The sequence below is a fragment of the Crassaminicella profunda genome (assembly GCF_019884785.1).
In the GTDB taxonomy this organism is placed as follows: Bacteria; Bacillota; Clostridia; order Peptostreptococcales; family Thermotaleaceae; genus Crassaminicella; species Crassaminicella profunda.
This window is the reverse complement of record NZ_CP082326.1, coordinates 3,126,175-3,148,406: the sequence shown is the minus strand read 5'-3', so window position 1 is coordinate 3,148,406 and position 22,232 is coordinate 3,126,175. Positions and strand designations below refer to the sequence as shown.

Below are 22,232 nucleotides of genomic sequence, written 5' to 3'. Positions count from 1 at the left end.
TCTTGGTAAACAGAAATGAATAGGGTTTAGTTAGCGGTTCTATTTAATATTAATATATTAAGATGTTTACTTATATAAGTAAACATCTTATAAAAAATAAATATGTTGTTCTATACAAAAAATTAAATTTATAGTGTTAATTTTTTATATATGTAAGAAAAAACAGAAATCTTTTTTGTATAAACCCTAACAGGATCATCATTTGGAACCATTTCATAAAGTTTTAATGTTTGATTTTTAAAATAAAAGGTATGCTTTGCAAAATTTGATATGCCATAAGTAAGATTTGGCATAGGTTTGTTGATTTCTAAAAAGTAAATCCAGCCGTTTTTGATCACTGTCTTTTTCCCTGCCATATCCGGAACCCCTGCACCAAAAGCTTTAAATCTTGTATAGTCTAATAGGATGTTATAATCATCATCAATATAGAATGTTTCTTCCCAAGGTTCTAATTCTACAGAATGCATCCAATGCATAGTAAATTGGTCATTAGGAGAAATTTTATGTATAAAAATAATATTAGAACTTTTTATATCTTCTAAGAGCAATACAGGGATTTTTATAAAGTATATGAGAAGAAAAGATACTATAAGAAAAATCATAAGAAATTTACTGCGTTTTTTCATAGAACCCCCCCAATTTGTTACTATTTATAATGTTCTATGAAATAAAGGAAGAATCCTCTAATAAATTGGAGGATTTATGGAAAATATGTTGAATATATCTATGTTAAAAGATTGTTTTCTTAATTAAAATAAAAAAATGTTTTTATGAATAAATAAATGGAGGAATCAATATGATTTTAATAAAAGATGGACGCATATTGACTATGGAAGGAAAGTGCTATGAAAAGGGAAGTATCCTTATTGAAAATGGAAAGATTAAGGAAATAGGAGAACATATTGTAGCTCCTTTGGATGCAAGTATTATAGATGCCAGTGGTAAAATTATTATGCCAGGAATTATAGATGCCCATTGCCATTTAGGTATGTGGGAGGATGCAATAGGATTTGAGGGAGCAGATGGAAATGAAATGACCGATCCCATAACCCCTCATCTAAGAGCTATTGATGCCATTAATCCAATGGATAGAACATTTAAGGAGGCATATGAAGGCGGAGTTACTTCTGTTGCAACAGGACCTGGAAGTGCAAATGTATTAGGAGGTCAATTTGCAGCAATAAAAACATATGGAGATCGTATTGATGATATGATAATTAAGGACCCAATTGCTATGAAATGTGCTTTTGGAGAAAATCCAAAGCGTGTTTATCATGATAGAAAACAAGCTCCAAGTACAAGAATGGCAACAGCGGCAATTCTTAGAGAAATCCTATTTAAAGCAAAAGAATATGCTCAAAAGCTAGAAAAAGCAAAAGAAGATTCATCAAAAAAGCCTGCATTTGATATGAAAATGGAAGCACTTCTTCCTGTTATAAAAGGGGAGATGCCTCTAAAGGCTCATGCCCATAGAGCTGATGATATATTTACATCTATTCGTATAGCTAAGGAGTTTGGTGTAAAAATTACTTTAGATCATTGTACAGAAGGACATTTAATTGCAGATGCTATCAAAGAAGAAGGTTTATCTGCAATCGTAGGACCAAGCTTTGGAGATAGATCAAAATTTGAACTAAAAAATCTTACCTTTAAGACAGCAGGAGCACTTAGTAAAAAAGGAGTAAAAATTGCTATTATGACAGATCATCCTGTCATCCCTCTTCAATATCTTCCTATGTGCGCAGCTTTAGCAGTAAAGGCTGGAATGGATGAAGAAGAAGCGTTAAAGGCCATTACAATTAATCCAGCAGAAATCTTAGGAATTGATGACCTGGTAGGAAGTATTCAAGAAGGAAAGGATGCAGATATCATCATATGGGATGGACATCCGTTTAAGTTAGATTCTCATGTTGATTATACAATGATTGATGGAAAAGTAGTTTATAAAAGAAAATAGAGATAGGTAAAGGGGAAATGTGAATGGATATAATGCCTATAAAAGTGATGATATTAGGTTCTATTCCAGAAGCAGTTTTGATGTCATGGGCAGGATTAATCTTAATGGGAAATAAGCCTTCCTTTAGAAAGGTTGTTATTGTAGGAATATTACAAGGTGTTAGTGTATATTTTATAAGGAAATATATGGGCTTTGGCGTGCATACATTTACTATCATACTAACATTTACAATCTATACATATTTTTTTATGAGAGTAAAATGGGGTGTTGCTATATTTTCTGTCATCATACCTTTTATTATTGTTATGATGGTGGAAGGATCATTACTGATTTTTACAGATATGAATTTGGTATATTTATGGTGTAGTGATTGGCTAAGATTGTTGTATTTACTGCCTCATGAAATCATATTAGGATTTATTGTATACATAGGACATAAGAAAGATATATCTCTACGCAACGAATTTACTTGGCTTGAAAAGATTGCAGGATAAACTTGCAAAGATCATAAAACTAAGATATAATGTCATTATAATTTAATAGAGTAGTCTTCGGGGCAGGGTGTAATTCCCGACCGGCGGTAAAGTCCGCGAGCAATTAGGATTGCTGAACTGGTGAAATTCCAGTACCGACAGTATAGTCTGGATGGAAGAAGATAAAAGCTTTTTTTGGTATGTACTGCGCCTGAAGGAAATTCTTTTGGGCGCTTTATTTTTGTACATCTTCCTAAAGCATATGAGGGCTGCTGAAAAATAAAGGAGGAATAGATCTAATGAATAAAACTACAGCAATTGGAAAGAAATCTTTAGGGTTTAAATCTATAGGAACAGTAAATGGACTTACAAAGGTAGCCATATTATCTGTATTAGCTTTTTTGATTATGTTTATAGAACTCCCAATATTTTTTCTTCCAGGATTTTTGCAAATCGATTTTAGTGATTTACCAGCATTAATTGGAGGATTAGCTTTAGGACCAGCTGCAGGAATTATGATTGAGTTGATCAAGAATTTTTTACATTTTATTACAAAGACAACAACAGGTGGCGTAGGAGAGTTTGCAAACTTTTTAATAGGAATTGCCTTGATTATTCCAGCTAGTATTTCTTATCAAAAATATAGAACAAAAAAAGGAGCCATGACTGGAATTGTCATAGGGATTGTTTCAATGGGCATTGTAGGGGCTCTTGCAAATTATTATATGTTGCTTCCTTTCTATGCAAAGGTTATGCCCCTAGAGCAAATTATTGCTTGGAGTTCTGCTGCTAATGCTTCTATTGTAGATATGAAAACCTTAGTATTATATGGTGTTGTTCCTTTTAACTTAATAAAAGGAATCATGGTAACTATTTTAACAGGTTTTCTTTATAAAAAGCTTTCTCCTATTTTGAAAATGAGATAATATGCTGTTAAAAAGAATTCTTATCATAAGAATTCTTTTTTTATTGTATGAATTCCCTTGCACCATTTTTTGAGAAAATATATAATGATTGTATGATTTTGGAGACCATTAAGGTAGAGGTGTAAAAAATGAAGATAATTAGTAATAATGAACAGAAAACTTATGAGTTAGGGTATAAATTAGGAACATTATTGAAGCGTGGTGATGTAGTATGTCTGACAGGGGATTTAGGAGCAGGGAAAACCACTATTTCAAAGGCTATTGCAAAGGGATTAGGGGTTGATGAGTGTGTCACAAGTCCTACCTTTACAATTATTCATGAGTATATGGGGCATATTCCTTTATATCATTTTGATGTATATCGTATTGGAGAGATAGAGGAAATGGAAGATTTAGGATATGAAGAATATTTTTATGGAGAAGGAGTATGCTTAATCGAATGGGCATCACAGATAGAAGATTTGATTCCAAAGGAACACTTATGGATGCATATAAAAAGAATAGATGAAAATACAAGGGAAATAGAAATGACTGGGAATGGCCAACATTTTCATGAAGTTATAGAGGAGTTGAAGAGAATATGAAGATTTTAGCTTTAGATACATCATCTATTGTTGCTACAGTGGCAGTGATGGATGAGGGTCAATTAATTGGAGAATATATTATTAATCACAAAAGAACACATTCACAAAAGTTGATGCCTATGATTGAAGCTTTATTAAAGAGTTGTGAATTGACTATGGAAGATATAGATCTTGTTGCCGTAGCAAAAGGACCTGGTTCTTTCACAGGCCTTAGAATTGGTGTTGCCACAGCAAAAGGACTTGCCCATGCTGTAGATATTCCTGTTGTAGGGATTTCTACATTAGATGCATTAGCATTCAATATGCCTTTTTCTGAAGGGATCATCTGTCCGATTTTAGATGCTAGAAGAAGTCAAGTGTATACAGCTGTGTATAAGTGGGATGATGAATGTTTAAATAGTATAGAAGAACCTATGGCTGTAAGTGTAGAAGAATTAGTAGAAAAATTACTAGAAAGACCTGAGAAGGTTATATTCTTAGGAGATGGCATAGGGGCTAATCAAGAATATCTAATAGAAAAATTGGGAGACCGAGCAATATTCCCACCGAATAGTGTAAAAATGCAAAGGGCTTCCTCTGTTGCAGAACTTGCTATGGAAAGGGCTCAAAATGGAGAAATAGAGAATTACTATGAACTAGTTCCAACCTACTTGAGAAAGTCAGAAGCAGAAAGACAATATGAAGAGAAAATGAGAAGGTGTGGGAAGAGTGAAAGTTAGAATAATGACATTAGAGGATATTGAAGATGTCTTTGAAGTAGAACAAAAAAGTTTTCAAGTTCCTTGGACTGTAGATGCATTTGTGGCTGAAATAGAACATAATGAAAAAGCTAGATATGTAGTATTAGAAATTGATGGCAAGGTTTTTGGTTATGGGGGATTCTGGAAAATATTAGATGAAGGACATATTACAAATATTGCTGTCCATCCAGATGTAAGAGGAAAGGGGTATGGTAATTATATCCTTGAAGGATTATTAAAAATTGCAGAAGAAGAGAAGATTCATGCAATGACTTTGGAAGTTAGAGTGTCTAATAAAATAGCGCAAAAGTTATATGAAAAATATGGATTCAACCCTTGTGGTATTCGTCCTAAGTATTATCAAGATAATGGAGAAGATGCAATGATTATGTGGAGAAATGAAAAAAATTAAAATGATAATTTAGGATGAATTTAGGGAAATTGTAAGGAAATTGTAAGAAAAGAAATAGATTGATTCTGGTATAATAAGGAATAGAAAATATGGATAGGGCATACATGAGTATGCCCTATATGTATGGGAAAGGAGTTTTAGTATGTTAAAGGGCAAGAAAAAGAAGCTACTTATTATAGTAACTGCTATTGTAGTGATTGCTTTTATAGGATTTGGAACGGTTAAGGCTAGTAAAAAAGAAAAAAATCCTGGAATGAGTGTTCAAACTGTAGAAATCAATAAACAAGATATTGAGTCCCATATTCAGGCAACTGGTCAGATTTTGTCTATGGATAAAAGAGAGATTGTTTCTGATGTGGAAGAAAAGATTGAAAAAATGCTTGTTGAAAAGGGACAAAAAGTTGAAAAAGGTCAAGTGCTTATGGAGTTAGAAAAAACAAATATCGACTATAAAATCAAGGAAGCAAAGGGAAGATTGGAAATAGAAGAAAATACTTTGGCACAATTAAAAACAGATTTAGAAATTGACTTAAGCAATGCAGAAATTAAGTATAAAGATGCATTAGATACATATGAAAGAAATAAAAAGCTATATGAAGCTAATGCCCTAAGCAAAAGTGAATTAGATGATTCTAAAAATACTTTAGATGAAATGCATAATCAATATGTTTCAGCTGAGAAAAAATTAGGGGATGGAGAAAATACAGGGGAAATTGCTAAACAAAAAAAACAAATCAAACTTACCCAGCTTCAACTAGAAAAAGCAAAGGATGATTTGGAAAAGTACTCTATTAAGAGTCCTATTACAGGAACCATTGTAGATATGAAAATTTCAGAAAGTGGTATTATAGAAAATCATGTTGTACTCATGTATATTCAAGATGTAGACCACTTAGAAATTGTAACAGAGATCAATGAATATGATGCAAGTAAAATGAAACTAGGAGATTGTGTTAAAATTTCAGGAGATGCCTTTGAGGGAAAAGAATATAAAGGAAAGGTAAAATATGTTGGTCCCTTTGCCAAAACCGTTGAAACAGGAAGAGGAAAAGAAAATGTTGTAGAGATTAAAGTAGCTATAGAAGATATAGATGAGTATTTAAAGCCAGGGTTTTCAGCGAAAATGGATATATTAACAGAAAGTAAAAAAGATGTTTATGTATTACCTTATGAAACCATATTTACAAAGAAAAATGGAGACCAAGTTATTTTTGTTGTGAAGAACGGTAAAGTGAAAGAACAAAAAATTGAAATGGGTATAGAAAGTGATCTAGAAGTTGAAGTAATAGGAAAAGGGTTAAAAGAAAAAGATAAAGTGATCATGAATCCTACAGAAAATATTAAAGATGGGGATTCGGTCAATGAGAACCAGGTGATGTAATATGATAAAAATAGAAGCCCTAAAAAAAGTTTATAAAAATGGAAATATAGCTGTAGAAGCCTTAAAAGGAATCAATCTTTGTGTAAAGCCTGAAGAATTTGTATCTATCATGGGACCATCAGGTTCAGGAAAATCTACCATGATGAATATTTTAGGATGTTTAGATAAACCAAGTGGTGGAAAATATGAGTTAGATGGAGAGAAGATTGAAGAAGTAAGTGATGGACAATTAGCCGTTATTCGAAATAAAAAAATAGGATTTGTATTCCAATCATTCAACCTTCTTCCTCGTATTTCAGCCCTTAAAAATGTGGAACTACCTATGATTTATGCAGGGATAGCACCTCTCGAAAGAAGAAAAAGAGCTATAGATGCACTGAAGAGAGTAGGCTTAGGAGAACGAATGGATCATAAATCAAATGAGCTTTCAGGAGGGCAAAGGCAAAGGGTTGCGATTGCAAGAGCTCTTGTTAATAATCCTTCAATCCTTTTAGCAGATGAGCCTACCGGAAACTTAGATACAAAATCAGGGGATGAGATCATGGGAATCTTCCAGCAGCTAAATGATGAAGGCGTAACTATTGTAATGGTAACCCATGAACCAGAAATTGCTGAGCATACGAAAAGAATCGTAACCTTTAGAGATGGTGAAATTATAGAGGATAAATTAGTAGAAAATCAGATATTATTAAGTGCTAAGGCAGCAGGAGAATAGAGGTGTTTTCATGAATGTTTTAGAAAGCATAAAGGTAGCTATCAGTGCTATTTGGGTAAACAAGATGAGGTCTCTTCTTACTATGCTTGGGATTATTATAGGGATTTCTTCTGTCATTGCAGTAGTTGCACTAGGACAGGGGAGTCAAGCTGCAATTGATCAGGAATTTGAACAATTTGGTGCAAGTAGGGCATTTATTCGAACCAATTGGAGAGAAACCCTCACACAAAAAGATTATTTCACCCATAGTGATATAGAGGCATTAAAGAAGACTTTTGGAGATAAGTTAGATGCAATGATTCAAGATTTAGAAGAAAGTGGTAAAATTAAATCGAAAAGTGATATGATTGGTGTATCTTTAATTGGTGCTAATGAAAATTACGACAAAATTGATAAAGTGAATATATTAAAAGGTAGATACTTATCAGAGAGTGATGTAAAAGCAAAAAGATCTATTGCACTTATTGATAAGGAAACGGCTATGGATGTTTTTGGAAGAACCAATGTTTTAGGAGAAAATATCATGGTAGATATGGGATATACAAAAGCATCCTTTGTAATTGCTGGTTTATATGAAAAGCCAAAGAGTACCCTTCAAAACTTAGGAGGTGGGGAACAAACCCCTAATATTTTTGTTCCTGTTACAACACTAGAAAAGATAATGGGAATGGGAGATCATTTGTGGGGTATACAGGTGTCTATGAAAAAAGGGGTAAATGTACAATCAACTATTGATCAGATGGTTAAGCTACTAGAAAGAAGACACGGAAATGCTGGAGAAAATAAGTATAGAAGCTATACGGCAGAGGGAGAAATGCAATCTCTTAATAAGGTTACAGAAGTTGTAACAGCGGTAATTAGTGCTATTGCTGCAATATCTTTACTTGTTGGTGGGATCGGTGTTATGAATATTATGCTTGTTTCTGTTACGGAAAGAACAAGAGAGATTGGTATAAGAAAAGCTATAGGAGCTAAAAGAAAAGATATATTATTACAATTTCTTGTTGAATCTGTTATCGTATCAGGAATAGGAGGAATTATTGGTACTATTATAGGGATAGGAGTTTCATTCATCATTGCAAGCTTTATTAAAATTCCTCCTAGTGTATCTATTAGTACTATTGCTATTGCATGGGTTTTCTCAGCAGGCGTTGGAATTTTCTTTGGAATTTATCCTGCAAACAAGGCTTCAAAATTAGATCCTATTGAAGCATTAAGGTATGAATAATCGTCAAAGGGGGAGAATAGAATGGATTTAGAAAATAAAGTAGATATGAATGAAAATGAAGAAATAAGTATAGAATTATCTTGGTGGGAGCGAGTAAAATATCTCTTTATACAACCTTCAAAAACCATGGAATATTTAGCAGAAAAGCCTAAAGTGTTATTTCCTATATTGATGATTTTATTTGGATTTTCAATTTTTGCATTGATCAAGAAGGATTTGATTATAGAATTTACAAAGAATGCAATGATGAGGGAACTTGTACAAAAGGGCATGTCTATTGAAGATATACCTGAACAAGTTATTAAATTTTCAACTTGGGGAGCTGTTGTAGGTGCTATGATAGGCCCATTTATTGGCTGGTTTATAAAAAGTGTAGTGGTTCATGTTATTGCTAAAATAACAAAAGGAGTAGGAACCTTTAAAGCTAGTTTATCAGCGGTGGGCTATGCCTATTTGATTATGTTATTCGGAGAAGGGATTCGAACCATTATATCCTTGATCACTCAAAATGCTTTTGTCCTTACATCTCCAGCAGTATTCTTAGGAGATGAACAATTTGGAACGCCTCTTTATACATTCACGAGCAGTTTAGATATTTTTTCTATTTGGTATTTAGTTGTAGGGAGTATTGGGATTGCTTATGTCCATAAAATTAGTAGGAAAAAATCTAGTTTTATTGTATTTGGTTGTTGGGCAGTAGCCATTTTATTTAGTTTAGCATCTGCAATGATGAAATAAAAAGTTATAGAATTGATTTAGTGGAATTGTTGAAAAACTGCTCATTTTGAGCAGTTTTTATATTCATTCTTTAGCTATAATATTTTCATATTTTGAGTAAAAACTAAATAGTATACAAGGAGGAGGAATGAAGATGAAAAGAATTTTTAGTGGAATCATTGCTTTTATCATTATATTATCGTTACCTATAGCTGTTTTTGCAGAAAATAAGAATGAAAATGTTGTTATTAAAGAAGATGAAGTTGTAAAGGGAGATTTTTTTACAGCAGGAGATACAATAAAAAATGTGGGAACTGTAAAAGGAGACGTTTTTGCAGCTGCTACAAAATTTGAAAATATAGGACGTGTCTTGGGAGATATTATAGTAGGATCAGGAGAAAGTCAGATTGGTGGAAGTATAGATGGAAACCTTAGGATCGGTACTGTGAACTTAAGCATTATAGGAGAAATAGGAAAGAATGTTACTGCTCTTTCTCAAGTAGTAATATTAGAAAATTCTGGAGCAGTCGATGGAAATATCAATGCATTTTCGGAAAAAATAGATATTAATGGAATTATTGGAGGCGATTTTAGAGGGATTGCGGATGATATCACCATTAATGGGGATATTAAGGGTGATGTAAATATTGATACAGAAAAACTTACTCTTGGACCTAATGCAAAAATTGATGGAAATTTAACCTATGAATCTCCGGAAGAAATAGACATTCCAGAAGGTATTGTAAGTGGCGAGATTTCATATAAATTTAAAGACAATAACATAGATACAAAAAAAGTAGAAAAAGGAATTGGGGCATTAAATGTTGTTGGTAAATCTATTAAAATTATATCGTATTTAATCGTAAGTTTTATATTAACGCTTATTTTTAGCAGCTTTATGAAAAAAACTTCTGCCACAATCAGTAAAAAGCCTTGGTATGCATTAGGCATTGGGATTGTAGTCCTCGTTGCTGTACCTATTGTATCTCTATTAATGATGATTACTGTAATAGGAATTCCTTTAGGGCTGATTTCTTTTGTGATATATGGTGTACTTATTTATTTGTCAAAGATTCCTGCTGCTCTTTGGATTGGAGAAAAAATCTTAAAAAATGAGGAAAAACCTTATTTACCTATGGTTTTGGGAATTTTACTCCTTCTTTTAGTAGGCTTTATTCCTTATTTAGGTAAGTTTGTATCCTTTGTAGCCATTTTCTTTGGGATAGGAAGTTATTTATTAAATATAAAAGAAGCTATTCAAAAACCTAAGACTATTGAGCCATTAGATGAATAAAATCCAGAGGAGAAATCCTCTGGATTAATTATTTGTAAAAGCATAATAAAAATCTCTTTTAGGAGGAATAATATTAAAGAGGATTATGAAAATGGCCAATTAAAATAGGAGGGATACTATGGCAAGTAGAGAGCAATTGCAAGCAGTAGCATCTAATTGTAGCCAGTTTCGAAATACAAACGAAGGTGCGTTCACTTCTTCTACAGGGGGAAATCGTACCTGTGAAAATTGTAAACATTTTACCAAACAAGGAAAATGTGATATCAATCTAGTAGATGAAATCCTTATAAGAATTACAGATGAAGGTTAAACTAAATCTTATATTTTACGACAAAAAGATTGACATGATTACAAATTATAGTATAATGTGGATAGGTGATGGAGCTCACCTCGAATATTGCTAATTGCAATTAATGGCTCCTACTTAGATCTTTCATCTAAGTAGGAGCTTTTTGATTTTATAAAAAAGAAAGGGTGACAAACATGGGTTTTAGTTTAGCAATTATTATTCTTTTAGGGATTGCATTGAAAAAAATATTTGATTGGGTAAAGCTACCGGGATTTTTAGGAATGCTTCTCCTAGGAATCATTATTGGACCCTATGGGCTCAATATTATTAGTGCTGATATTTTAGACATTTCAGGAGATTTACGAAAAATTGCATTGATTATCATATTAATCAGAGCAGGTCTTGGCATTAAAAGAGATACTTTGAAGAAGGTAGGCGTTCCAGCTGTAAAAATGAGTTGTATTCCAGGACTTTTTGAAGGGTTTACCATTATGTTGTTGGGAAGCTTTTTGTTTGGAATATCTAGAATAGAGGCAGGAATGTTAGGATTTATTATAGCTGCTGTATCTCCTGCAGTTGTAGTGCCTCTTATGCTTTCATTTATTGATAAAAATTATGGTGAAAATAAAGGAATTCCAACATTGATCCTTGCTGGTGCTTCTATTGATGATGTTTTTGCAATTACAATATTTTCAACATTTTTAGGGTTATATACAGGGAAAAGTGTAAATATTTCTATGCAGATTGCAGGAATTCCCATATCTATTCTTTTAGGAATTTTGATGGGTTTAATAGTAGGTGTTTTGATGGTAGCTCTTTTTAGAAAATATCATATAAGGGATACAAAAAAGGCCCTTATATTATTAGCAGCAGCTATTATACTTACTACTATTGAAGATTATTTAAAAGGAATCATTCCTATTGCTAGTTTATTAGGCGTTATGATGGCCGGATTTTATATTCGTGAAAAGTCTACTAAAATTTCAGATGCATTATCTCAAAAGTTCAATAAAATATGGGTTTTTGCAGAACTTATGTTGTTTGCTTTAGTAGGGGCACAAGTAAATATCGATGTTGCTTTTCATTCAGGACTGTTAGGACTTATAGTGATTGTTATAGGCTTAATTGCAAGAAGCATTGGTGTGATTATATCTACCCTAGGCACAGATTTAGACTGGAAAGAAAGAGTTTTTTGCATGATTGCTTATGTACCTAAAGCTACTGTACAAGCAGCTATCGGGGCTGTGCCACTAGAGGCAGGGGTTCCCTCTGGCGAACTAATACTAGCCATTGCAGTTCTTGCTATCATTGTTACGGCTCCATTAGGAGCCATAGGGATAAAAGTTTCTGGAGAAAAATGGCTGTCTCCTAGTTAAAGAAAAAAGTTCAACAACCTAAATATTTAGATTGTTGAACTTTTTTTATGGTGCTAAATCCTTTGGATCTACTTTAGAGATAAAGGGCTTAATTGCAGATTTTTCTGCTAAGAGCAAATTAATTAAATCTGTTTCATCTATTTCAGAGATCATACCATCAGGCATAATATTTTCTTGGCTTAACCGTTCTAAAAAGCTTTCATCATTAAATGAATGATCTAAATCCTTATTTTCCTCTCTTTTTTTATGTTTCTTGTGTTTATTTTTACTCAAAATTTTCAACTCCTTTTCATGGTTCTTTATTTATTAGTATTTCACAAATAGAAAGAACTATGCTGAACAATGGATGAACTATATGCATATAAAGAATTAGGGAAAAGAATGAATAAAAATTGAAAAAAGGAGGGAATTTGAATGGGAATAGAGGAAGTTGGGAAAGCTTTGACCTTGTTTAATATGGAATTTCTTTCGTCTGTCACAGCAATGGTATTAGCAGTAAACTTGATTACTCAGGTGATAAAAGAAGTATTTTTGAATGAAAATGTTAATCAAAGAATTCCAAAGGTAATTACACTATTATCATCCACCCTTGTAGTTTCTGTACATCATTATAGACTTTGGACTGCAAGTTCAATTGTTTTTCACAATTCTATTATAGAACTAGTATTTTTAATTTTTGTAAATAGTATATTTATTGCTGCATTATCTATGGGAAATTATAAAATATTAAACTTGACAAAAGACAAAGAGGTTAAAAAAATGAAGGAGCAGATGGTTATGAATAAAGCGAAAATTCAAAGCCTTGATGAGGAAAAAAAAGATGATGAGGAAGAGTTAGGAGAATTATTCTAAGATATAAGTAAATTTTGCTATTTGGTATGGGTTTGGATATAATATAGAGGATGAACAAAAGATAAGGAAGGTGTATAGTGTGAGTAATAAATTATCCCCTAAAAATGGTGAATATTTTTTAACCCTTGCTATAGAGAGTAGTTGTGATGAAACATCTGCTGCAGTTTTGAAAAATGGCAGAGCGGTTTTATCTAATATTATTTCTTCTCAAATAGATGTGCATAAAAAGTTTGGAGGAGTTGTTCCTGAAGTTGCATCTAGAAAGCATGTTGAAAATATAGATATTGTTATAGAGGAGGCCCTAAAGAAGGCGGGTGTCACCTTAAAAGATATGGATTATATTGGTGTTACTTATGGGCCAGGGCTTGTAGGAGCTCTTTTAGTTGGATTATCTACAGCAAAAGCTATGGCATATGCTTTAGATATTCCATTAGTTGGTGTTAATCACATTGAAGGACATATTTGTGCAAATTATATAGAAGATAAAAATCTTACTCCTCCCTTTCTATGTTTGATCGTATCTGGTGGACATACCCATCTTGTACATGTAAAGGATTATGGAGAGTATGATATTTTAGGAAGAACACGAGATGATGCAGTAGGAGAAGCCTTTGATAAGGTTGCAAGAGCTATGGGCCTTGCATATCCTGGGGGTCCTGTTATTGATCAATTAGCAAAGATAGGAGATGAAAATTCTATCAAATTCCCTAGAAGTTACTTAGAACCAGATAGCTTTGATTTTAGTTTTAGTGGATTAAAATCAGCAGTGCTAAATTATCTCAATTCCCAAAAACAAAAGGGTTTAGAAATAAAAGTAGAAGATGTGGCAGCTTCTTTTCAAGCAGCTGTTATAGAGGTATTGGTGCATAAAGCTATAAAGGCTGCAAAGCTTAAAAAGCTAGATACAATTGTTTTAGCAGGAGGGGTAGCTGCTAATAGTGGACTTAGGGAGGCCCTTGAAAAAGAAACTAAAAAAGAAGGCTTTATTTTAAAATATCCATCTAAAACCTTATGTACAGATAATGCAGCTATGATCGGTTGTGCAGCATATTATAATTATATCAATGGATTTACTTCAGATTTGTATTTAAATGGGATTCCGAATTTGAAGTTGGGAGAAAGAAGATAAAAAATAGATGAATGCTTGATATAAATAATGAATAAAAATAAAGAAGAGAACCTAAAAAAAGGATGCTCTTCTTTATTTTTATTTATTTAATTTTAAAGAAATTGTTTTTAATGGAATTATTCAGAACATTTTGTGGATAATGATGTGGATAATGTGGAAAACTTCTTAAAAGTTCTTTAAAGAGTGGGCGTTTTTACAAAAATGTGGATAACTCAGTGAAATGTGTTGAAAAGTTGTGAATATAAATGGGTATATGTATACTCTATAATCTATGTTATCAACATCTGAAATATGCGTAAAAAATACATAAAAAAAGCAGTTTGGATAATCCAAACTACTTTTTCTCTTGTACATAATTAACGATATCGCCAATGTTTTTGAAACCTTCTGCATCTTCATCAGGAACTTCAACATCAAACTCATCTTCGATAGCCATAATGATTTCAACAGCATCTAATGAATCTGCTTCTAAATCTCCCATTAATGAAGATTCCATTTTAATTTCTACATCCTCATCTAATCCTAGTTGATCAATAATAATCTCTTTTATTTTTTCAAATACCATAATATGGAGACCTCCCTAATTGAAATATTTCTTTTAACCATTAGAATGGTTTTTTAACGTGATTATTTTACCACATATGAATAGAAAATACTATAACAAATACACTTTTCAATACTTTTTTTGTCTTTTTTTTAGTTTATCATAAAAAAAGCAAAAGAATAAGTATTTTTGACATTACTGCAAATATTCTTCCCATTTTTCGTAAAGATTATCCAGTTCTATTTTTAAACTAGTAGTTTTTTCATGAATTTCTTTACTTTTCTTAGGATCTGAATAAATTTCTTCTTTACACATTTCTTGTTCAAGATTTTTTATGTTTTCTTCAATAGAAAGAATAGTTTCTTCTAAATTTTGTTGTTCTTTTTTGATCCTACGTTCCTCTTTTTGTATTTCCTTTTCTCTTTTTCTTTCATCTTTTAATTGGGTTTTTGTCTTTTTAATTTCTGTTGTAGGGATGGTGCATTCTTCTAACTGTTTCTTTTTTTCTTGATAATATTTATAGTTTCCTAGATATTCAGTAGCTCCGTTCTTTGAAAGATCTAATATTTTTGTTGTAACCTTATTTAAAAAATAGCGGTCATGAGAAATGACTAACAAAGTACCATCATAATTGGTTAGAGCTTCTTCTAAAGCTTCTTTTGAAGCAATATCTAAGTGGTTTGTTGGTTCATCTATGAGTAAAAAATTTGCTTTTGAAAGCATAAGCTTAAGTAGTGCTACACGGCTTTTTTCTCCGCCGCTTAGGGTAGAGATTGTTTTAAATACATCTTCACCACTAAATAAGAAAGAGCCAAGGAGCGTTCGGACTTCTGTTTGGGTAAAATGAATTTTTTCTTCCCATATTTCATCAATGATTGTATTAGCAGTATTCAAATCAGATTGTTCTTGATCATAATAACCGATATGAACATTGTGTCCTAAATGGATAGTTCCTGAATCATAAGGAATTTTTTTCAGTAAAATTTTTAATAAAGTAGATTTACCAATACCATTAGGACCAATAAGACCTACACGCTCACCTCTATAAATATTAAATCCTACATTTTCGAATAACTTAGTGTCTCCAAAGCTTTTTGATAAATCTTCAATGGTTAAAATATCTTCTCCACTTTTTAGCTGTGTTTCGAACCTAATTTTAGTTCTTTCATTAAAGAGCATAGGTTTTTCAAGAAGAGATACATGCTCTAATCTTTTTTCTCTACTTTTTGCTCTTTTTGCTAGTTTTTCAGTGCCATGCTGTTTAAATTTTCGAATGAGTTCTTCTTGCTTTTGTATTTCCTTTTGCTGCTGTAGATATTCTTTTAACTGCTGCTCATATAGTACTTTTTTCTTTTCTACATAAGTAGAATAGTTCCCATTATATTGGATAAGTTTTTTATTTTCGATTTCGTAAATTTTATCTACAACTTGGTCTAAAAAGTATCGGTCATGGGATATAAGAAGGATTGTCCCATGATAGGATTTTAAGAAGGATTCCAGCCATTCTACAGCATCCATATCCAAATGATTTGTAGGCTCATCCAGTAGCAAAATATCAGGTTTCCTAAGGAGAAGCTTTGCTAAACTTACTCGTGTTTTTTGGCCACCGCTAAGTTGTACAATAGGTTGATCAAATTCTTCTTCTGAAAAGCCTAATCCTTTTAAGACTCCTCGGAGTTCACTTCTATAGCCATAACCATTTTTATTTTGAAATTCTTCAGTGGTATGGGCATAAGTTTCCATTAGTTTATCAAAGTCTTTTGATGGGTTCATACTTTGCTTTGATATTTCTTTTTCTAATGATCTTAATGTTTCTTCCATTTTAATTAAATCATCAAATACTTGAAGGACTTCATTAAAAACTGTATTAGAAGAGGATAAAACAGCACTTTGTTCTAAATATCCAATAGTAATATTCTTAGATAAATAAAGTTCTCCCCTGTCAAAGGGATGTTCTCCTGTTATGATTTTAAATAAGGTAGATTTTCCAGCACCATTTGCACCTACCAGACCTATTTTTTCTCCAGCATTTATGCTAAAAGATATATTTTCTAATATGGGATCAACTACAAAAGATTTATAGATACGATTACACGATAAAATGATCATTATGATCCTCCTTGCTAAGTATATTTATATTATATTGTATCAAAAAAAGGGGAAAGATAAAATGAAAAGGGTGCTTAAAAACCTTTTTAATAGGGTATAAATAGTACGGATGTTCTCTTGTGTAGATTGACATATGGATAGTGCAGTGATATAATTTGTTAAAAAAAAACAATTAATAAAATAGAGGAAGATTGAAATGCAAAGAGAAAATGTGAAAATATCAATGGCTGTAATTAGAAGATTACCTAAATACAGAAGATATCTAGAAGAATTATTAGATAAAGGAATTAATAGAATTTCTTCTAGAGAATTAAGTAAAATTATTGGCTTTACTGCGTCTCAAATAAGACAAGATTTAAACAATTTTGGAGGCTTTGGACAGCAGGGATATGGCTATAATGTGGCAGGCCTTTATGAGGAAATAGGTAAAATATTAGGATTAGATAATACGTATAATACCATTATTGTAGGCGCAGGAAATTTGGGTCAGGCAATAGCAAATTATACGAATTTTGAAAAATCTGGATTTGTCCCTAAGGCCATGTTTGATGTTAATCCTAGATTAATTGGTTTAAAAATAAGAGATATTGAAATTATGGATGCAGATAATATACAAGCGTATATAAAAGAAAATAATATACATATTGGAATTATCTGTACAAACAAAGAGCATGCACAAGGGGTAGCTGATCTATTAATCAAAAGTAATATAAAGGGAATCTGGAATTTTGCACCTACAGATTTAGATGTTCCAGAACATATCATGCTAGAAAATGTACATCTAAGTGAAAGTTTATATACATTATCTTTCTTATTAAAACACAATGATGATGATGAAAACATGTAAAATAAAAAAACATTATGTCAAATATGTACGAAAAACCGCACAAAGAAACGTGAAGTGTGTATAAAATCGTACAATTTGATATGAAATTAACAATTTCAGTGAAGAAAGCCAGTAAAATTGAAGAAGTAGGTGTACGAAATATCGTACATCTGCTTCTTTTGTTTTGTTATAACTTTACCAAAATATAGGACAGTTATAAGGTTAATAACAAAATATTGAAAAAAATTCAAAAGATTATCTATGTAAAAAATATTTTGAAAATAAGACTATTTGCGATGAAATATAGTAAAATACAAGTGTTTAGCAGTTTATGCAGTGAAAAGCATATTAGATTGCAAGAAAATAAATCAAAAAAAAAAATATATAAATCATATTGTAATTTTGGCATGGTTTGTGCTAATATAATAGAGGTGCTGTGAAAAAAATATCAATTTTTTAAATATAAAGAGGAGGGAATTAATGTGCAATTCAAATTGACCAAAGAACAAGAAATGGTTAGAAAGATGGTTAGAAGTTTCGCTGAAACAGAAGTACAACCTTTAGCAGCAGAAGTAGATGAGACAGAAAGATTTCCATGGGAAACTGTTGAAAAAATGGCTAGATACAAAATGTTAGGTACTTTTGTTCCAAAGCAATATGGTGGAGCAGGAGCTGACGAAGTTGCATATGCAATTACTGTAGAAGAGCTTTCAAGAGCTTGTGCTACAACAGGTGTTATTTGTTCAGCACACAGTTCATTATGTGCATGGCCAATTATGAAATATGGTACTGAAGAACAAAAACAAAAATATTTAGTACCACTAGCAAAAGGAGAAAAAATTGGTGCATTTGGTTTAACTGAGCCAAACGCAGGAACAGATGCAGCTGGACAACAAACAACTGCAGTACTTGATGGTGATGAGTGGATCCTTAATGGTTCAAAAATCTTCATTACAAATGGTGGAGCTGCTGAGATTTATGTTGTTATGGCAATGACTGATCAATCAAAAGGAACTAGAGGAATCAGTGCATTCATCGTTGAAAAAGAACATGAAGGATTCAGTATTGGTAAAAAAGAAGACAAAATGGGTATCAGAGGTTCTGCTACTACTGAGCTTATCTTTGAAAACTGTAGAATTCCTAAAGAAAATCTATTGGGAGATTTAGGAAAAGGTTTCAAAGTTGCAATGAGTACTCTTGATGGTGGTAGAATTGGTATTGCTTCTCAAGCATTAGGTATTGCTCAAGGAGCATTAGATGAAACTGTTAAATATACAAAAGAAAGACAACAATTTGGTAGACCTTTAGCTAAATTCCAAGCATTACAATTTGAAATGGCTGATATGGAAACTAGAGTACAAGCAGCTAGACATTTAGTATACAATGCTGCATGGAGAAAATCTCAAGGATTATCTTATGGAAAAGAAGCTGCTATGGCAAAATTATTTGCAGCAGAAGCTGCTATGTATGTAACAACTAAAGCTGTTCAATTACATGGTGGATATGGATATACTAGAGAATATCCAGTAGAAAGAATGATGAGAGATGCTAAGATTACTGAAATCTATGAAGGTACTTCAGAAGTACAAAAGATGGTAATCGCTGCAAATTTATTAAAATAATCTAAAAGCTTAGTTTATATAAAATAAAAAGAAACGTTTATATAAGCATTTTATAAAAGGAGGAAGAAAGATGAAGGTAATAGTTTGTGTAAAGCAAGTTCCTGATACAAACGAAGTTAGAATAGACCCTGTAAAAGGAACCCTTATTCGTGACGGTGTTCCAAGTATCTTAAATCCAGATGACGCAAATGCTTTAGAAGAAGCATTAGCATTAAAAGATAAATATGATGATGTTCATGTAACAGTTCTTACAATGGGACCACCTCAAGCTGACGAAATGCTAAAAGAATGTTTAGCTATGGGAGCAGATGATTCAATTTTAGTAAGTGATAGAGCTTTTGCTGGTGCTGATACTTGGGCAACTTCTAATACGTTAGCATCTGCAATTAGAAAAATAGGAGAGTATGATATTATCTTTGCTGGAAGACAAGCAATTGATGGAGATACTGCTCAAGTAGGTCCACAGATCGCAGAGAGACTTGGACTTGCTCAAATTACTTATGTACAAGATTTTGAGGTAGAAGGAGATTCTATCAAAGTACAAAGACAATTAGAAGATGGTTATGAAGTAATCAACGTAAAAAAACCTGTACTTTTAACTGCAATCAAAGAATTAAACAAACCAAGATATATGTCTGTTGAAGGTATCTATGATGCATGCAAAAAAGATACTACAGTATGGTCATTAGCTGACTTAGATGTTGAAAAGCATGAAGTAGGATTAGATGCTTCTCCAACAAAAGTATTCCGTTCATTTACACCAGAACCAAAAGGAAAAGGTGTAATGCTTGAAGGAACTACTAAAGAAATAGTAGAAAAATTAGTTGTGAACTTAAAACAAAAACATATAATTTAATGAATTGGAGGGAGAAAAATGGCTGTTGTTGTATATAAAGATAAATGTAAAGGATGTAAGCTATGTTTAAAAGCATGTCCTTTTGATGCTATTGATATGGTTGATGGTGTAGCTGTCATCAATGATAAATGTACTGCTTGTGGAGCTTGTGTAGAGGCATGTCCTTTCAAAGCTATCGAAAAGCAAGTTGCAGATGCTCCTAAGAAAGACTTATCTGCATATAAAAATGTATGGGTATTTGCTGAGCAAAGACAAGGTGAAATCATGCCTGTTGTAGTTGAGCTTTTAGGAGAAGGTAGAAAATTAGCAGATGAGATCGGAACTGATCTTTGTGCAATCGTACTTGGAAATAACATTGACGGTTTAGCAAAAGAATTAATTGCATATGGTGCTGACAAAGTATATGTAGCACAAGATGAATTACTAGAAAACTTCACAACTGATGGATATACAAAAGTAATTACTGATGCAATCGAAGAATTCAAACCAGAAATCGTTCTATATGGAGCTACTCACATTGGTAGAGACTTAGCACCAAGATTAGCTGCTAGAGTAGATACTGGACTTACTGCTGACTGTACTAAGCTTGAAATAGATCCAGAAGACAAAAAAATCAAACAAACTCGTCCAGCTTTTGGTGGAAACATCATGGCTACAATCGTATGTCCAAACCACAGACCTCAAATGTCTACAGTAAGACCTGGTGTTATGGATAAAGCGCATAAAGATGATTCAAAAACAGGTGAAATCATCGAAGTTAATGTTCAATTAACTAAAGAAGATGTAAGAACAGAAGTTGTAGAAATCGTAAAAACTAAAAAAGATATGGTATCTTTAACAGATGCTGATGTAATCGTATCTGGTGGACGTGGACTTGGAAAACCAGAAGGTTTCGAACTTATGAAGCAATTAGCTGACAAACTAGGTGGAGTAGTAGGATCATCTCGTGCATGTGTTGATGCTGGATGGATCGATCATTCTCACCAAGTAGGTCAAACAGGTACAACTGTTAAGCCAACGCTTTATGTTGCTTGTGGTATTTCAGGAGCAATTCAGCATTTAGCTGGTATGCAAAGTTCTGATATCATTGTTGCAATCAACAAAAACCCTCATGCACCAATTTTCGAAGTTGCTGACTTTGGAATCGTAGGAGACTTATATGATGTTGTTCCTGCTTTAATAGATGCTTTAGATAGAGCTGAAGACTTAATGGAAGCATTAAAAGAAGTTGCAGCAGCTAAATAGTAGTTCTTTATAGTAGTTTAATTTACGGGCGACTGATCTTTATGACAGTTGACCCGTTTTTTATTGGAGTAATTGAAATGGATTTTCAATAATGATATAATAACAAAAGATTAGAAAGACTAGGTGATGAAGATGGCCAATTATTATCATGAAATTAATAGAATGATTGATAAGCTCATGCACAAAGTTTTAGTTTATGATCGAAAGGGCTTTAAAATCAATGGAAAAGAAGAATTATCTTTATTAGATATACACGTTTTGAGAAAAATCGGGCAGCAAAAGCATAAAAAAATATACGAATTAGTAAAGGATTTGGAAATTGATAGAGGATTAATTGCTTCTGTTATGAAAAAATTAATATTAAGTGGATATATTATCAAAGAGAGATCAGAAGAAGATAAGAGAGTATATATCTTAAAATTAACAGATGAAGGAAAAATTATGTATGAAAAGACCTTGGATATTCAAAAGAATTTATTAGATTTTGTATTAAATGATGTAACCTTGAATGAAGAAAAAGCTATATTAAAGTTTTTAAGTAAAATTAATCAGACCACATTATCTACTGATGAGGGGGTAAATTATGCAAAAAAATAATAATGCCCTAATGGTAGTTAAGGACATTATCATTTTATGTATTTGTTTAAATTATTCTGCAACTGGTGCGTCTACAGGACAAACGTTAGCGCAAGCGCCACAGTCAATGCATGCTCCTGCATCGATTACATATTTGTCATCTCCAGCGCTAATTGCACTTACTGGACATTCTGGTTCACAAGCTCCACAACTAATACAAGCATCTTTAATTACATAAGCCATAATAAAATCCTCCTTGAAATATATTTTTATTTGGTGTTTACTTTATCTTTAACACGATATTATTGTAGCAAAATATAAATATATAGACAATAAAAAAATAAAAATAATTGTCTAAAAGTGCGTATATATAATGATTAT

General features: G+C 32.2%; 25 protein-coding genes and 2 riboswitches. Of the genes, 20 read left to right on the top strand and 5 right to left on the bottom strand.

Annotation, left to right across the window (positions count from 1 at the left end; translation table 11 throughout):
• Positions 1-128: 128 nt before the first annotated feature.
• Entirely contained in the window at positions 129-626 is a 498-nt protein-coding gene (locus tag K7H06_RS14635) for a DUF1850 domain-containing protein (protein WP_223036778.1), read from the bottom strand.
• Positions 627-796: 170 nt separating this feature from the next.
• Between K7H06_RS14635 and K7H06_RS14630 the strand changes: the two genes are divergently transcribed.
• The 13 genes from K7H06_RS14630 (at position 797) to K7H06_RS14570 (ending at position 12,092) form a co-directional block, all read left to right on the top strand.
• Positions 797-1,957: an amidohydrolase gene (locus K7H06_RS14630; RefSeq protein ID WP_223036777.1), complete on the top strand. Its 1,161-nt coding sequence runs from the start codon at positions 797-799 to the stop codon at positions 1,955-1,957.
• A 23-nt stretch (positions 1,958-1,980) separates the two neighbouring features.
• A complete protein-coding gene (locus K7H06_RS14625; RefSeq protein ID WP_223036776.1) occupies positions 1,981-2,451 on the top strand; it encodes a hypothetical protein in 471 nt (156 codons plus the stop codon).
• Positions 2,452-2,500: 49 nt separating this feature from the next.
• Positions 2,501-2,618: riboswitch (FMN riboswitch) on the top strand.
• Positions 2,619-2,729: 111 nt separating this feature from the next.
• The gene (locus K7H06_RS14620) at positions 2,730-3,356 is read left to right on the top strand and encodes an ECF transporter S component (RefSeq protein WP_223036775.1); all 627 of its coding nucleotides are present in this window, start codon (positions 2,730-2,732) and stop codon (positions 3,354-3,356) included.
• Positions 3,357-3,484: 128 nt separating this feature from the next.
• Entirely contained in the window at positions 3,485-3,940 is a 456-nt protein-coding gene (gene tsaE / locus K7H06_RS14615; RefSeq protein WP_223036774.1) for a tRNA (adenosine(37)-N6)-threonylcarbamoyltransferase complex ATPase subunit type 1 TsaE, read from the top strand.
• Positions 3,937-4,659, top strand: coding sequence for a tRNA (adenosine(37)-N6)-threonylcarbamoyltransferase complex dimerization subunit type 1 TsaB (tsaB, locus tag K7H06_RS14610; protein ID WP_223036773.1), 723 nt, complete (start codon positions 3,937-3,939; stop codon positions 4,657-4,659). The genes tsaE and tsaB overlap by 4 nt, the downstream gene beginning before the upstream one ends.
• The gene (gene rimI, locus K7H06_RS14605; RefSeq protein WP_343216791.1) at positions 4,649-5,092 is read left to right on the top strand and encodes a ribosomal protein S18-alanine N-acetyltransferase; all 444 of its coding nucleotides are present in this window, start codon (positions 4,649-4,651) and stop codon (positions 5,090-5,092) included. Before tsaB ends, rimI begins: the two co-directional genes overlap by 11 nt.
• 142 nt (positions 5,093-5,234) lie before the next feature.
• The gene (locus K7H06_RS14600) at positions 5,235-6,473 is read left to right on the top strand and encodes an efflux RND transporter periplasmic adaptor subunit (protein ID WP_223036771.1); all 1,239 of its coding nucleotides are present in this window, start codon (positions 5,235-5,237) and stop codon (positions 6,471-6,473) included.
• 1 nt (position 6,474) lies between these two features.
• Entirely contained in the window at positions 6,475-7,188 is a 714-nt protein-coding gene (locus K7H06_RS14595; RefSeq protein ID WP_223036770.1) for an ABC transporter ATP-binding protein, read from the top strand.
• A 10-nt stretch (positions 7,189-7,198) separates the two neighbouring features.
• Complete coding sequence (locus tag K7H06_RS14590) at positions 7,199-8,416, top strand: ABC transporter permease (RefSeq protein WP_223036769.1); 1,218 nt, start codon at positions 7,199-7,201, stop codon at positions 8,414-8,416.
• Positions 8,417-8,437: 21 nt separating this feature from the next.
• Positions 8,438-9,154 (top strand): Yip1 family protein, encoded by a 717-nt coding sequence (locus tag K7H06_RS14585; protein ID WP_223036768.1) that lies wholly within the window; start codon positions 8,438-8,440, stop codon positions 9,152-9,154.
• A 133-nt stretch (positions 9,155-9,287) separates the two neighbouring features.
• Positions 9,288-10,427 (top strand): DUF8173 domain-containing protein, encoded by a 1,140-nt coding sequence (locus tag K7H06_RS14580; RefSeq protein WP_223036767.1) that lies wholly within the window; start codon positions 9,288-9,290, stop codon positions 10,425-10,427.
• A 118-nt stretch (positions 10,428-10,545) separates the two neighbouring features.
• Entirely contained in the window at positions 10,546-10,737 is a 192-nt protein-coding gene (locus K7H06_RS14575; protein ID WP_223036766.1) for a hypothetical protein, read from the top strand.
• A 55-nt stretch (positions 10,738-10,792) separates the two neighbouring features.
• Positions 10,793-10,857: riboswitch (Fluoride riboswitch) on the top strand.
• A 53-nt stretch (positions 10,858-10,910) separates the two neighbouring features.
• On the top strand, positions 10,911-12,092 hold the full coding sequence (locus K7H06_RS14570) for a cation:proton antiporter (RefSeq protein WP_223036765.1): 1,182 nt from the start codon (positions 10,911-10,913) through the stop codon (positions 12,090-12,092).
• Positions 12,093-12,137: 45 nt separating this feature from the next.
• Here the strand turns inward: K7H06_RS14570 and K7H06_RS14565 are convergent, their stop codons facing one another.
• Positions 12,138-12,365, bottom strand: coding sequence for a hypothetical protein (locus K7H06_RS14565; protein ID WP_223036764.1), 228 nt, complete (start codon positions 12,363-12,365; stop codon positions 12,138-12,140).
• A gap of 141 nt (positions 12,366-12,506) precedes the next feature.
• Here K7H06_RS14565 and K7H06_RS14560 point away from each other — a divergent pair, with 141 nt between their 5' ends.
• Positions 12,507-12,944, top strand: coding sequence for a hypothetical protein (locus tag K7H06_RS14560; RefSeq protein WP_223036763.1), 438 nt, complete (start codon positions 12,507-12,509; stop codon positions 12,942-12,944).
• Positions 12,945-13,023: 79 nt separating this feature from the next.
• The gene (gene tsaD / locus K7H06_RS14555; protein WP_223036762.1) at positions 13,024-14,073 is read left to right on the top strand and encodes a tRNA (adenosine(37)-N6)-threonylcarbamoyltransferase complex transferase subunit TsaD; all 1,050 of its coding nucleotides are present in this window, start codon (positions 13,024-13,026) and stop codon (positions 14,071-14,073) included.
• 334 nt (positions 14,074-14,407) lie between these two features.
• Here tsaD and acpP read toward each other — a convergent pair whose 3' ends face one another.
• Together acpP and K7H06_RS14545 are read right to left on the bottom strand one after the other, a co-directional pair.
• The gene (acpP, locus tag K7H06_RS14550; protein ID WP_223036761.1) at positions 14,408-14,638 is read right to left on the bottom strand and encodes an acyl carrier protein; all 231 of its coding nucleotides are present in this window, start codon (positions 14,636-14,638) and stop codon (positions 14,408-14,410) included.
• Between the two features lie 174 nt (positions 14,639-14,812).
• Positions 14,813-16,726: an ABC transporter ATP-binding protein gene (locus K7H06_RS14545; RefSeq protein ID WP_223036760.1), complete on the bottom strand. Its 1,914-nt coding sequence runs from the start codon at positions 16,724-16,726 to the stop codon at positions 14,813-14,815.
• A 196-nt stretch (positions 16,727-16,922) separates the two neighbouring features.
• Between K7H06_RS14545 and K7H06_RS14540 the strand changes: the two genes are divergently transcribed.
• The 5 genes from K7H06_RS14540 (at position 16,923) to K7H06_RS14520 (ending at position 21,872) form a co-directional block, all read left to right on the top strand.
• The gene (locus K7H06_RS14540) at positions 16,923-17,573 is read left to right on the top strand and encodes a redox-sensing transcriptional repressor Rex (RefSeq protein ID WP_223036759.1); all 651 of its coding nucleotides are present in this window, start codon (positions 16,923-16,925) and stop codon (positions 17,571-17,573) included.
• A gap of 461 nt (positions 17,574-18,034) precedes the next feature.
• Positions 18,035-19,174: an acyl-CoA dehydrogenase gene (locus K7H06_RS14535; RefSeq protein ID WP_223036758.1), complete on the top strand. Its 1,140-nt coding sequence runs from the start codon at positions 18,035-18,037 to the stop codon at positions 19,172-19,174.
• 70 nt (positions 19,175-19,244) lie between these two features.
• Entirely contained in the window at positions 19,245-20,030 is a 786-nt protein-coding gene (gene etfB / locus K7H06_RS14530) for an electron transfer flavoprotein subunit beta (RefSeq protein WP_223036757.1), read from the top strand.
• Between the two features lie 18 nt (positions 20,031-20,048).
• Entirely contained in the window at positions 20,049-21,275 is a 1,227-nt protein-coding gene (locus K7H06_RS14525; protein ID WP_223036756.1) for an electron transfer flavoprotein subunit alpha, read from the top strand.
• A gap of 132 nt (positions 21,276-21,407) precedes the next feature.
• Positions 21,408-21,872, top strand: coding sequence for a MarR family winged helix-turn-helix transcriptional regulator (locus K7H06_RS14520; RefSeq protein ID WP_223036755.1), 465 nt, complete (start codon positions 21,408-21,410; stop codon positions 21,870-21,872).
• A gap of 51 nt (positions 21,873-21,923) precedes the next feature.
• Here the strand turns inward: K7H06_RS14520 and K7H06_RS14515 are convergent, their stop codons facing one another.
• A complete protein-coding gene (locus K7H06_RS14515) occupies positions 21,924-22,094 on the bottom strand; it encodes a DUF362 domain-containing protein (RefSeq protein WP_223036754.1) in 171 nt (56 codons plus the stop codon).
• Positions 22,095-22,232: the final 138 nt, after the last annotated feature.

Bases quoted from the DNA above. Each gene is read 5' to 3' on its own strand.
- K7H06_RS14635 (WP_223036778.1), bottom strand. From the start codon at position 626: ATGAAAAAACGCAGTAAATTTCTTATGATTTTTCTTATAGTATCTTTT.
- K7H06_RS14630 (WP_223036777.1), top strand. From the start codon at position 797: ATGATTTTAATAAAAGATGGACGCATATTGACTATGGAAGGAAAGTGC.
- K7H06_RS14625 (WP_223036776.1), top strand. From the start codon at position 1,981: ATGGATATAATGCCTATAAAAGTGATGATATTAGGTTCTATTCCAGAA.
- K7H06_RS14620 (WP_223036775.1), top strand. From the start codon at position 2,730: ATGAATAAAACTACAGCAATTGGAAAGAAATCTTTAGGGTTTAAATCT.
- tsaE (WP_223036774.1), top strand. From the start codon at position 3,485: ATGAAGATAATTAGTAATAATGAACAGAAAACTTATGAGTTAGGGTAT.
- tsaB (WP_223036773.1), top strand. From the start codon at position 3,937: ATGAAGATTTTAGCTTTAGATACATCATCTATTGTTGCTACAGTGGCA.
- K7H06_RS14600 (WP_223036771.1), top strand. From the start codon at position 5,235: ATGTTAAAGGGCAAGAAAAAGAAGCTACTTATTATAGTAACTGCTATT.
- K7H06_RS14595 (WP_223036770.1), top strand. From the start codon at position 6,475: ATGATAAAAATAGAAGCCCTAAAAAAAGTTTATAAAAATGGAAATATA.
- K7H06_RS14590 (WP_223036769.1), top strand. From the start codon at position 7,199: ATGAATGTTTTAGAAAGCATAAAGGTAGCTATCAGTGCTATTTGGGTA.
- K7H06_RS14585 (WP_223036768.1), top strand. From the start codon at position 8,438: ATGGATTTAGAAAATAAAGTAGATATGAATGAAAATGAAGAAATAAGT.
- K7H06_RS14580 (WP_223036767.1), top strand. From the start codon at position 9,288: ATGAAAAGAATTTTTAGTGGAATCATTGCTTTTATCATTATATTATCG.
- K7H06_RS14575 (WP_223036766.1), top strand. From the start codon at position 10,546: ATGGCAAGTAGAGAGCAATTGCAAGCAGTAGCATCTAATTGTAGCCAG.
- K7H06_RS14570 (WP_223036765.1), top strand. From the start codon at position 10,911: ATGGGTTTTAGTTTAGCAATTATTATTCTTTTAGGGATTGCATTGAAA.
- K7H06_RS14560 (WP_223036763.1), top strand. From the start codon at position 12,507: ATGGGAATAGAGGAAGTTGGGAAAGCTTTGACCTTGTTTAATATGGAA.
- acpP (WP_223036761.1), bottom strand. From the start codon at position 14,638: ATGGTATTTGAAAAAATAAAAGAGATTATTATTGATCAACTAGGATTA.
- K7H06_RS14545 (WP_223036760.1), bottom strand. From the start codon at position 16,726: ATGATCATTTTATCGTGTAATCGTATCTATAAATCTTTTGTAGTTGAT.
- K7H06_RS14540 (WP_223036759.1), top strand. From the start codon at position 16,923: ATGCAAAGAGAAAATGTGAAAATATCAATGGCTGTAATTAGAAGATTA.
- etfB (WP_223036757.1), top strand. From the start codon at position 19,245: ATGAAGGTAATAGTTTGTGTAAAGCAAGTTCCTGATACAAACGAAGTT.
- K7H06_RS14525 (WP_223036756.1), top strand. From the start codon at position 20,049: ATGGCTGTTGTTGTATATAAAGATAAATGTAAAGGATGTAAGCTATGT.
- K7H06_RS14520 (WP_223036755.1), top strand. From the start codon at position 21,408: ATGGCCAATTATTATCATGAAATTAATAGAATGATTGATAAGCTCATG.
- K7H06_RS14515 (WP_223036754.1), bottom strand. From the start codon at position 22,094: ATGGCTTATGTAATTAAAGATGCTTGTATTAGTTGTGGAGCTTGTGAA.